This window comes from Vibrio sp. LB10LO1 (assembly GCF_010092875.1).
Lineage (GTDB): Bacteria > Pseudomonadota > Gammaproteobacteria > Enterobacterales > Vibrionaceae > Vibrio > Vibrio campbellii.
The window spans coordinates 18069-27694 of sequence record NZ_JAADJW010000048.1 but is presented as its reverse complement, the minus strand read 5'-3'; the positions used below and the strand labels follow the sequence as shown (position 1 = coordinate 27694).

The window sequence follows — 9626 nt, the reverse complement described above, 5'->3', positions numbered from 1 at the left end:
CCGATAGTACCAACGTTTACGTGCGGTTTTACACGTTCAAATTTTTCTTTAGACACAATCGTGTTCCTTCCTAGTTATGATTCGCCGTGATCATTATTGATCTCGACGCGCCAGAAATTGTTATTTTATGCGCCAACGCTTGTTAGCGCAATATTTGGACGCATTGATCTTTAAAAAAAGCTGGACTTTTTTTCAGCTCAAAGCGTTTTAATTAGTAACCACGGTCTGCAATGATTTTATCTGCGAAGTTTTTCGGTACTTCAGCGTACTCGTTAAACTCCATAGAGTAAGACGCACGGCCTTGAGTTGCAGAACGTAGGTCCGTTGCGTAACCAAACATCTCAGATAGTGGTACTTGAGCGCGGATGATCTTAATACCAGCCACACCATCGTCCATACCTTCGATCATACCGCGACGGCGGTTAAGGTCACCAACAACATCACCCATCCAATCTTCAGGAGTAGTTACTTCAACATTCATCATTGGCTCAAGAAGAACAGGCTGTGCTTCTAATGAACCCTTCTTGAATGCCATCGAGCCAGCGATCTTAAACGCCATCTCGTTAGAGTCAACATCGTGGTAAGAACCATCAAACAGCGTTGCTTTAATATCTAGTACAGGATAACCCGCTAGAACACCGCTGTTCATTTGCTCTTCGATACCTTTCGCTACCGAGCTGATGTATTCCTTAGGAACCACACCACCCACAATTTCGTCAACAAAGACAAAACCTTCGCCAGGTTCAGATGGCTCCAGTTTGATCCATACGTGACCATACTGACCACGACCACCAGATTGACGTACAAATTTACCTTCAACTTCCGCGTTGCCACGGATTGTTTCACGGTACGCAACCTGAGGTTTACCAACATTACAGTCAACGCTGAATTCACGTTTCATACGATCAACGATGATATCTAGGTGAAGCTCACCCATACCAGAGATCAGTGTCTGACCTGTTTCGTCGTCCGTTTCTACGCGGAATGATGGATCTTCTGCCGCTAGTTTACCTAGTGCAATACCCATCTTCTCTTGATCGGCAACAGAGCGAGGCTCTACCGCGATCTGAATTACCGGATCAGGGAACTCCATACGTTCCAGAATCACTTTGTGGTTCTGGTCACATAGCGTATCGCCTGTTGTCACGTCCTTAAGGCCGATTGCTGCTGCAATATCGCCCGCGCGAACTTCTTTAATTTCGTCACGCTTGTTTGAGTGCATCTGTACGATACGACCAAAGCGTTCTTTCTTTTGCTTCACAGAGTTGTAGACTGCGTCGCCAGAGTTCACCACACCAGAGTAAACACGCATAAAGGTCAGCGTGCCTACGAATGGGTCAGTTGCGATCTTGAATGCTAATGCTGAGAACGGTTCGTTGTCATCTGCATGACGCTCAACTTCTTTCTCGTTGTCATCCACACCTTTAATCGCTGGAACGTCGATTGGTGATGGCAAGAATTCAACCACTGCATCGAGTACCGCTTGAACACCTTTGTTCTTGAACGCACTACCACAAGTGGCCAGTACGATTTCGTTATTTAGTGTGCGTGTACGCAGTGCTTGCTTGATTTCAGCTTCCGTTAGTTCGCCTTCTTCAAGATATTTGTCCATTAGCTCTTCGCTAGCTTCTGCCGCTGACTCAACTAGGTTGTTGTGCCACTCTTCAGCAAGCTCTTGCATGTCTGCAGGAATCTCTTCGTAAGTGAAGGTTGTACCTTGGTCAGCTTCACTCCAGTTGATCATCTTCATCTTGATTAGGTCGATAACACCCTTGAAGTCATCTTCCGCACCAACGTTAAGTTGGATAGGAACAGGGTTTGCACCAAGACGGTTTTTGATTTGATCAACAACGCGTAGGAAGTCAGCACCTGCACGGTCCATCTTGTTAACAAATACCATACGAGGAACGTGGTACTTGTCAGCTTGACGCCATACAGTTTCAGATTGAGGTTCAACACCCGATGAACCACAGAACACAACAACGGCACCATCAAGTACGCGCAGTGAACGCTCTACTTCGATCGTGAAATCAACGTGTCCAGGAGTATCGATAATGTTGATGCGGTGGTCTTGGAATTGTGCATCCATACCACGCCAGAAAGTAGTGGTTGCCGCAGAGGTGATTGTGATACCACGCTCTTGCTCCTGCTCCATCCAGTCCATGGTAGCAGCGCCATCGTGAACTTCACCGATTTTATGAGAAAGACCAGTGTAGAACAGAATACGTTCACTTGTGGTTGTTTTACCTGCGTCTACGTGAGCGACGATACCAATATTACGGTAGCGCTCAATAGGAGTTTTGCGAGCCACGATTGAATCCTCTTAACTTAGAGATAGGGACTATTGCTATAACTAAAAAATGCTATCCCCTAGATATAGCAATAGTTCCTAGCATAGGCATAGGAACTAAAGAAGTGCTGCAAGGAACCTTGCAGCACTGAAAAGGTATTACCAACGGTAATGTGCGAACGCTTTGTTTGCGTCAGCCATGCGGTGAACGTCTTCACGTTTCTTAACCGCAGTACCTTTGTTCTCAGACGCGTCTAGCATTTCAGCAGCTAGGCGTTGAGCCATAGATTTTTCACCACGCTTACGCGCAGCTTCAACCAACCAACGCATAGCAAGTGCGTTACGGCGAACCGGACGTACTTCTACAGGTACTTGGTAAGTTGAACCACCTACACGGCGAGATTTAACTTCTACCGCTGGGCGAACATTTTCAAGAGCTTCTTCAAAAATAGCTAAGTGGTCTTTACCAGACTTTTCAGCCATAGAATCTAGTGCAGTGTAAACGATTTTTTCTGCAGTAGATTTTTTACCGTCAACCATTAGGATGTTAACGAATTTTGCCAGCAGTTCAGATTTGAACTTTGGATCTGGAAGGATCTTACGCTGACCAATGACGCGACGACGTGGCATGGATTTTCTCCGTTGTCTTCTTCAGGTTTTATCCAAAACTTTTCAGTTTTTTCAAAAAATTAAAAATAATTTAGTGTTTGGCCTTACTTAACGGAATCCATTAAGACTTAGGACGCTTCACACCGTACTTAGAACGACCTTGTTTACGGTCGTTAACGCCAGCACAGTCAAGTGCACCGCGAACAGTGTGGTAACGTACACCCGGAAGGTCTTTTACACGACCGCCACGGATTAGTACAACACTGTGCTCTTGAAGGTTGTGACCTTCACCGCCGATGTACGATGTAACTTCGAAGCCGTTTGTCAGACGTACACGACAAACTTTACGAAGTGCTGAGTTAGGTTTTTTAGGTGTAGTAGTGTAAACACGAGTACATACACCACGTTTTTGTGGGCACGCTTCTAGTGCAGGCACGTTGCTTTTAACAACTTGCTTTGCACGTGGCTTACGTACCAACTGGTTAATAGTTGCCATTAACTAGCTCCTGATTTACTTGAAAGTAAGCTTTGTGAAAAATCTATCCCTAAAAGCGGTTGGCAGTTAGGGACGCAAAATTCTATGCAGCAGTGAGAGGTGTGTCAAGAAATATACGGATCTTTTTTGTTCAATTAGGACAATTAATCCGTAAAGCTCAATCGACAGGAAAGAAGGGTTAATCCCAAGTCAGAGATTTGGCTTGTTTTGCTGTTAGTTCAACAAAGCCAGTATAGCCAACCACTTCAACAGATGGGCTGATGCGATTGCTCATGCCACGGGCTTCAATATCGCTTTGCAGCGCATACACTGATGGACCTTTTACCTTGCTGAACGCCTTATGCTGAGGGTTCGCAGCGTACACGGCATCTTCAATCAACAAGACATCATCTTGCTCACTGTACAGTGCCATTGCATCGTCTAATGCAGCTACGGATTTGATGATATGTAACATGGCTTCCTCAGAATGACAGCAGTTTGCCCGCTTGTTGCAGTTTAACTTTTAGTTGCTCAGTTTTTAGAGCCTCTGCATCAATGACTAGATCAGCTTGAGCCAAACCACGCTCGGCAAGCGAATCGGCACAAACAAACACTTGCTCAATGTCGTACAAGTCGAACAGTTTGAGCATTGGTGCGTAGTCTTTGCTTAAGATGCCATTAGGCTCTTGCCCAAGCAGCAATTGGTAAACACCATCACCAACAAATAGGACGGTGATGTCCTCACAGTACGCAGATGCCGCTAGCAGCGCATCCACACCTTCACGTCCTGCATTGCTACCATGAGGCGCGCTACGAAATAGGTAAGTTAGCTGACTCAAAACTGCACCACTCTATCTTGGGTTAACATGGCTTCGGCTAAGCTTCCCAAACCGGCTTGCTCGAATCCTGTAGCTAGGTTGTTCTGCTCAAGACCATGTTGATTCGCTTCATCTTCGCTGACGATGCCGCGACGTAAAGCTGCTGCAACGCAGGTTTCCAAACGAATATCGTGTTGCTGTGCGAGTGATTGCCAAGCTTTGGTTAGGTCAAACTCGTCGTTGGCAGGCACGCTCAAAGCCGTACCATTGGTGACGCCATCTTGGTAAAAGAACACACTCACCAGAGTATGCCCTTGTTCAATGACCGCTTGTGCGAATTGATATGCGCTGCGTGCCGATTGACTACCGTAAACTGGGCCATTCACGACCAGTGTGTAAGTTAATCCACTCACGCTTATTCGTCCTCAGTTTTACGCTGACGAATGTATAGGTAAACGGTGTGCTTAGAGATGTTCAGACGATCTGCTACGCGGTTGATAGCGTCTTTGATATCGAAGATACCTTTGTCGTACAGCTCCATGACGATCTGACGGTTTTTGGTGTTATTCGATACCGATTTGTCAGCGTTGATCTCTTCAATCGTGCGCTCAACCGTTTGGTCTACGAGTTCTTCAACATCACTTGCAAAGTTAACGGATGACGCCGCTTCTTTCGCTTCTTGCGTTGGCATGAAAGATTGCAGCACTTGAGAGAAAGGCGCATCAAGGTTGACGTTGATACAAAGCAAACCAATCACGCGGTTTTCGCCGTTACGAATAGCAACGGTGATCGACTTCATTAATACGCCGCCTTTGGCGCGGGTGAAGTACGAACGTGAGAAGTTACGCTCAGAACCTTCGATGTCTTTCAGCATCTTAAGTGCTAAGTCAGTGATAGGAGAGCCTACCTGACGACCGGTGTTCTCACCATTAGCGATTTTGATTGCAGAGGTATTGAGGTCTTCCAGTGAGTGAAGAACGATCTCACAGAACGGACCAATAAGACTGGCAATGCCGTCAACGACCGCTTCGTAAGATCTCAAGATGATTTTATCGTGCTCGGTAAATGGCATCACGTTGACAGATTCCATTTCGAGCAACATTTCCGCATTTATTGTTTCTGTAGTTGTCATAAGCCTTCGAGCGAAAAATCAACAAATTGGTGTAAGTTTATCAGAAAATTTGAAAGGCAACCTAGCAAACTCACCAACTAGTGACCTAGAACAAAAAAGGCCCGTAAAACGGACCTTTTTTCATTGAGTTATCGCTAAGGATAATTATTGAGCAGCGTTGTCGCTCTCAATTTTCAGTAGCTCAACTTCGAATACTAGCGTTGAGTTAGCAGGGATGCTTGGTGTGTCTTGGTCACCGTATGCTAGCTCTGGCGGGATAACGAATTTGAACTTAGAACCTACAGGCATTAGCTGAACACCTTCAGTCCAACCTGGGATTACGCGGTTTAGTGGGAACGTTGCTGGTTCGCCACGATCGTAAGAACTGTCGAACTGAGTACCATCGATCAGAGTACCTTTGTAGTGCACTTGAACTGTGTCAGTATCTTTTGGCTTCTCACCTTCAGCTGGCGTTTCAACTTTGTATAGAAGACCAGATTCTGTCTTCACTACGCCTTCTTGCTTCTCGAATTCAGCACGGAAATCATCGCCAGCTTTCTTCGCTTCAGCCGCTTTCTCAGCCGCTTGCTTTTGCATTGTTTCAGCAACACGCTTGTCTAGAGATTCTAGAGCTGCACGAGTTTCTTCTTCGTTAAGCGCTGCGTTGCCTTTGAATACGTCTTCAATACCTTTAAGAACCAGGTCTTTGTTTAGGTCGATGCCAATCTCGCTTGGTTTTTCAATGCTAGTGCTTAGGTAGTTAGCAAATGAAACACCGATCGCGTAAGCCGCTTTGTCATCGTCTGTTTTAAAGTGAACTGCTTTACCAGTTTCTGCTTGAACTTGCTCTGCTTGAGGTGCTGCTTCTGGTTTTGTTTCTTCTTTTTGACAACCTACCGCTAGCATTACTGTTGCAGCAAGTAGCGACACTTTTAAAACTGATTTCATTAAATTCTCCCAATAATGGCTTAGCCACTGGTTGTTGTGCACAAATCTTCTATGAGACTAGTGAAGACAATCGTTATACCAATATACTAGCTATATGTCTTAAGACACAAACCGGATTATTAGATGTGATGCAAAGAATTTCTCATTTATTCCTATATTTAATTGTCATCACCACGTTAAATGGATGCTTTTTTACCGATCGCGATGTTCAACGTTGGTCACTCGAACCACAAGGTTCCACCAGCTTTGCGCTCAGCCGAGATGGTCGATTTGCGCTGCTGTACTCCAAAGAGCACCAGTTGGTTCTTTGGGATTTGGAGCAAAACAAACAACTCGCAAAGCTGGGTGAACTCGATCAAGCTGCCAATGTGGTCTCCCATATTCGCATTTCGGACAATGGTCGTTATGCAGTCACAGCTAGCCAAATGAACTTCGCTGTGTGGGATCTCGGGTGGACTCAAGCCGAAGGACTTTGGTCTATCGATGACGCGCTGATTCGAGACGTTGATATCACCAGTAACGGTGAACAGGTGTTACTTGGACTGTCCAACGGTAAAGCGATTCACGTCAACTTAGTCACTGGTCGTCGGCTAGAGTTCCTTGCGCACCAAGAAAAAGTCAATTCTGTCGCTATCTCGCCCAACGGTCGCTTCGCTCTCACTGGTGGCAACGACTACAAAGCGTATCTGTGGGATACCGAAACCGGGCTAGTATTGCGTACCTTTGAACACGACCAGCGAGTTGTTCGAGTCGCCTTGCAGAGAGATGGTAAACTGGCCATGACTTCAGACGGTGGCAACCAAGCCATCATCTGGAATTTAGAGACGGGTGAAGAAGTCACGCAACTGAGCAGTTGGTCTCGTCAGTTAATCTTCTCGACGGCGCGCTTCTCCGATGATGGCAACTGGTTAGTAACTGGCACACCTTCCGGTCGTGTGATGGTGTGGGATACCCAAACAGGCAAACGCGTGGATGGATTTGAAGTTGAGCCGAAAAAAGATACTCGCCCTCCCCGTGCGGTCGTGTATGATGCAGCCTTTGATTCCAAGCAACGTGTAATTACTGCCACTTCTGCGGGCATTGCCCAAGCTTGGCAGCTAGAGAACGAATCATGACAGAGAAAATCATTCAGCAATTGGAAGCACGCATTAATGACTTAGAATGTCAGCTTGCGTTCCAAGAACAGACTATTGAAGATCTGAACGGCGCCTTGTCGCAGCAGCAACTGCAAATTACCAAGATGCTCGATCAGATGAAATATGTGGTAGGTAAAGTGAAAAATATGGACTCGTCGAATTTAGCCGATCCATCGGAAGAAACACCACCACCGCATTATTAAAGTGCAGGTACAAATTGCATAAAGCCCAGAACGAGTTCTGGGCTTTGTTGTATTAGCTACTTCAAAATGCAGCTTAGGAATGAGGAGGACGAAACTATTCGTCTGCGTAGATTTTCACGCTCAACTCGCCTTGCGTATTAATGCCAGCTCGGTACATACCAGAACTGTTCATCGCAAAGTGCAACTCACCTTTAGCATCAATCGCAATCAAACCACCTTCGCCGCCCATTGCTTTTAAATCACCCTGAATAATGTGTTCGCATGCCGTGTGTACGTCTTCTTGCAAATAACGCATGCGTGCTGCAACGTCTTCCGCAACACGTTTACGAATAAAGAACTCACCAACACCCGTAGTGGAAACCGCGACGACACCATTCTCTGCCACCGTACCACAACCAATCAGAGCGGAGTCTCCCACTCGCCCGTATTTCTTATTAGTCACGCCACCAGTACTGGTCGCAGCGGCTAAGTTGCCTTGTTGGTCCAATGCCACCGCACCAACCGTACCGTGCTTACAATCATCTGGGTAACGAGATTCCGACAAAGCAAACAGTCCTTTCTCACGCATAGACAGCAACTGCTCATAACGGCGATCAGTAAAGAAGTAATCTTGCTCGGTGTACTCATGACCTTGTTCAAAAGCAAACTTTTCTGCGCCCTCACCCATCAACAATACATGGTTACTGTTTCGCATTACGTCACGAGCGAGCTCAATTGGGTTTCTGATATGACGAACCCCTGCAACTGCTCCTGCGGCTTGGTGTCGACCATCCATCACAGAAGCGTCCATTTCGACCATCTCGTTATGGGTCAGCACAGAGCCTTTGCCCGCATTAAAGTTGGGAGAGTCTTCCAACACTTTCACTGCCGCCACGACTGCATCTAAGGCTTCACCGCCTGTTGCGAGGATTTGATGCCCCGCTTTTACCGCAGCTTCTAAATCCGACAAGATGGATTGTTGCAGTTCATCGCTCATCTGTTCACGCAAGATAGTGCCTGCACCGCCATGAATGGCAATCGAGAAAGGTTTCGTCATCGCTTTGTCCAACTGTTATTCCTTGTATGGTTGGCACTACACCCCAGATAAACAAAAAGCGCAAGTTGAAACCTCAACTTGCGCTTTTTAAAGCTTTGCTAGATAGCGTTATCTAGTGAAGAGCGTGCGATTAGTGAGAACCGCAACCGCCGCCGCCACAACATTCGTGGTCGTCAGCTTTTTCTTCGCCACCACAGCAGCCGCCTTCGTGATCGTGGTCGTGACCGCCACAACAGCCACCACCTTGGTGGATGTGACCGTGTTCGATCTCTTCAGCTGTCGCTTCACGAGTAGCCATAACTTCTACTTCGAAAGTTAGTGTTTGGCCAGCTAGCATGTGGTTGCCGTCTACAACAACTTCGTCGCCGTCAACTTCAGTTACTTCTACAGGGATTGGACCTTGGTCAGTATCTGCTAGGAAACGCATGCCAACTTCGATTTGGTCAACGCCTTGGAATACGTCTGCAGGAACACGTTGCACTAGTGCATCGTTGTGGTCGCCGTACGCATCTTCAGGAGCTACTGTTACTGAGAACTTGTCGCCAGCCACTTTACCTTCTAGTTCTTTCTCAAGACCAGTGATTAGGTTGTTGTGACCGTGAAGGTAATCAAGAGGTGCTTCAGAAGTTGATTGATCAACAACAACACCGTCTTCCAACATTACTTTGTATGCAAGGCTTGCAACAACGTTCTTTTCAATTTTCATACTAACTCCAGGGAGATTAATTGACCTAACCAGAATGGGGTTAAGTACCGAGATGATAGTATTATGGGGATCAATTAACGAAGTTCAATTACTCAGGCTTAAAAATCCCGATCATTTCTTGTTCTGAGTGTTTATTTTTTTCTACAGATTGCGGTTTACGCTGCTCGGTATAATCGCAGTCGACACACTCAACCAGCTCAATGTTGTTATCAATCCACCAGCGTAGAGTATCTTGCTGACTGCATTGCGGGCAGCTTGCACCCGCGATAAAACGTTTCTTGGCTTTCACTTTTG

13 protein-coding genes are annotated in these 9626 nt (G+C 46.3%); 2 read left to right on the top strand and 11 right to left on the bottom strand.

Translation table 11 applies throughout. The features are described 5' to 3' along the window. Positions 1 to 211: 211 nt before the first annotated feature. From fusA to fkpA, 8 genes are all read right to left on the bottom strand, one after another. A complete protein-coding gene (fusA, locus tag GXP65_RS22860) occupies positions 212 to 2311 on the bottom strand; it encodes an elongation factor G (RefSeq protein ID WP_005532212.1) in 2100 nt (699 codons plus the stop codon). 138 nt (positions 2312 to 2449) lie between these two features. Further along, positions 2450 to 2920, bottom strand: coding sequence for a 30S ribosomal protein S7 (rpsG, locus tag GXP65_RS22855; RefSeq protein ID WP_005438390.1), 471 nt, complete (start codon positions 2918 to 2920; stop codon positions 2450 to 2452). Between the two features lie 100 nt (positions 2921 to 3020). Then, positions 3021 to 3395, bottom strand: a complete 375-nt coding sequence (rpsL, locus tag GXP65_RS22850; protein ID WP_004399892.1) for a 30S ribosomal protein S12 — start codon at positions 3393 to 3395, stop codon at positions 3021 to 3023. Between the two features lie 178 nt (positions 3396 to 3573). After that, on the bottom strand, positions 3574 to 3849 hold the full coding sequence (gene tusB, locus GXP65_RS22845; RefSeq protein ID WP_162093795.1) for a sulfurtransferase complex subunit TusB: 276 nt from the start codon (positions 3847 to 3849) through the stop codon (positions 3574 to 3576). A 7-nt stretch (positions 3850 to 3856) separates the two neighbouring features. Next, positions 3857 to 4213, bottom strand: coding sequence for a sulfurtransferase complex subunit TusC (tusC, locus tag GXP65_RS22840; RefSeq protein WP_005532207.1), 357 nt, complete (start codon positions 4211 to 4213; stop codon positions 3857 to 3859). Continuing rightward, positions 4210 to 4605: a sulfurtransferase complex subunit TusD gene (tusD, locus tag GXP65_RS22835; protein ID WP_005532205.1), complete on the bottom strand. Its 396-nt coding sequence runs from the start codon at positions 4603 to 4605 to the stop codon at positions 4210 to 4212. The genes tusC and tusD overlap by 4 nt, the downstream gene beginning before the upstream one ends. 2 nt (positions 4606 to 4607) lie before the next feature. Further along, a complete protein-coding gene (locus GXP65_RS22830) occupies positions 4608 to 5324 on the bottom strand; it encodes a transcriptional regulator (RefSeq protein ID WP_005438378.1) in 717 nt (238 codons plus the stop codon). Between the two features lie 144 nt (positions 5325 to 5468). Then, positions 5469 to 6251 (bottom strand): FKBP-type peptidyl-prolyl cis-trans isomerase, encoded by a 783-nt coding sequence (gene fkpA / locus GXP65_RS22825; RefSeq protein WP_045377267.1) that lies wholly within the window; start codon positions 6249 to 6251, stop codon positions 5469 to 5471. 128 nt (positions 6252 to 6379) lie between these two features. Between fkpA and GXP65_RS22820 the strand changes: the two genes are divergently transcribed. Together GXP65_RS22820 and GXP65_RS22815 are read left to right on the top strand one after the other, a co-directional pair. After that, positions 6380 to 7366, top strand: coding sequence for a PQQ-binding-like beta-propeller repeat protein (locus tag GXP65_RS22820; protein ID WP_045456840.1), 987 nt, complete (start codon positions 6380 to 6382; stop codon positions 7364 to 7366). After that, positions 7363 to 7590: a SlyX family protein gene (locus GXP65_RS22815; RefSeq protein ID WP_005381455.1), complete on the top strand. Its 228-nt coding sequence runs from the start codon at positions 7363 to 7365 to the stop codon at positions 7588 to 7590. Before GXP65_RS22820 ends, GXP65_RS22815 begins: the two co-directional genes overlap by 4 nt. 94 nt (positions 7591 to 7684) lie before the next feature. On the opposite strand, the gene GXP65_RS22810 is transcribed toward GXP65_RS22815, so the two are convergent. The 3 genes from GXP65_RS22810 to GXP65_RS22800 form a co-directional block, all read right to left on the bottom strand. Further along, a complete protein-coding gene (locus GXP65_RS22810; protein WP_162093794.1) occupies positions 7685 to 8626 on the bottom strand; it encodes an isoaspartyl peptidase/L-asparaginase in 942 nt (313 codons plus the stop codon). Between the two features lie 130 nt (positions 8627 to 8756). After that, complete coding sequence (gene slyD, locus GXP65_RS22805) at positions 8757 to 9332, bottom strand: peptidylprolyl isomerase (RefSeq protein ID WP_005432768.1); 576 nt, start codon at positions 9330 to 9332, stop codon at positions 8757 to 8759. A gap of 88 nt (positions 9333 to 9420) precedes the next feature. Then, positions 9421 to 9621, bottom strand: coding sequence for a YheV family putative zinc ribbon protein (locus tag GXP65_RS22800; RefSeq protein WP_005432753.1), 201 nt, complete (start codon positions 9619 to 9621; stop codon positions 9421 to 9423). Positions 9622 to 9626 lie beyond the last annotated feature (5 nt).